At 57.5% G+C, this 993-nt stretch carries 1 pseudogene; it reads left to right on the top strand.

Features of this window, described 5'->3' with window-relative positions:
- Positions 1-7 precede the first annotated feature (7 nt).
- Positions 8-976, top strand: a pseudogene (locus GVK32_RS28665) (IS4 family transposase); the annotation flags it as partial.
- Positions 977-993 lie beyond the last annotated feature (17 nt).

Genomic DNA, 993 nt, shown 5'->3' with positions numbered 1-993 from the left:
CTGAGTGGTACAACACTGCCTGACCCTCTCTGAGCATGCAACCGTTCGCCGTCGTCGCCTGCCGGGAGATATGGTTATCTGGATGGTCGTGGCAATGGCCTTTTTCCGTAATGAGCCGATGACCGATGTGGTCCGTCGGCTGAACCTGAGTGCGGATGGCGATGCCGGCATGAACCTGCTGGCCCGCAGCGCGGTGACTCAGGCGCGTCAGCGGGTGGGCGCTGCGCCGGTTGAATGGCTCTTCCGTCAGACTGCGCAGACATGGGGAGCTGAACGCTACCGCAAAGATGACTGGCAGAACCTGCAACTTTTTGCTGTTGACGGGGCTCAGTTCAGGACGCCTGACGAACCTGAACTGCGCGACAATTATGGCTCAGCGAATACGTCAACCCCACGCCAGAGTGCTTATCCGGTCATGCGTCTGGTGGCCTTAATGAACCTGGGTAGTCATGTGCTGCTGGATGCGCCCCTTACCGGCGGAGTGAAATCCTGCTGGCACAGTCGATGACGGCCTCTATTCCGGACAACTCCGTCACGCTGTTCGACAAACTGTTCTACAGCACAGACCTGCTGGTGACGCTGAATCAGCAGGGGGAATAACCGGCACTGGCTGCTACCAGCCCGCAAGAATATGGTGGCGGAAACAGAGGAAAGTTACGGTTCAGGTGACAAACGACTGAAGCTGAAGGTGTCCCCGCAGGCCCGGAAAAAGAATGCTTCACTGCCGGAATACGGGTATGCCCGGGCGGTCACTTACGAGGTGAACGGTGTGGAGAAAACGGTCCTGACCTCGCTTCCGGCAGACCGCTATCGGGCGAAGGATGTGGCAGAGCTTTATCACTCACGATGGGAAATCGAGGTCGGGTTCAGAACCCTGAAAAGCAGTCTCCTGGATAACGCGCTGGTGCAGAGAAGCCGGAAAGTTGACCTGCTGGAACAGGAGGTATGGGGGATGTTACTGGCCTATAACCTGATATGACGCGAGGCAACAAG

It is taken from the genome of Klebsiella sp. 18074, assembly GCF_902705905.1.
Taxonomy (GTDB): Bacteria; Pseudomonadota; Gammaproteobacteria; order Enterobacterales; family Enterobacteriaceae; genus Klebsiella; species Klebsiella terrigena.
The sequence above is the reverse complement of the archived record's forward strand: the minus strand, read 5'-3'. Positions and strand labels throughout refer to the sequence as shown.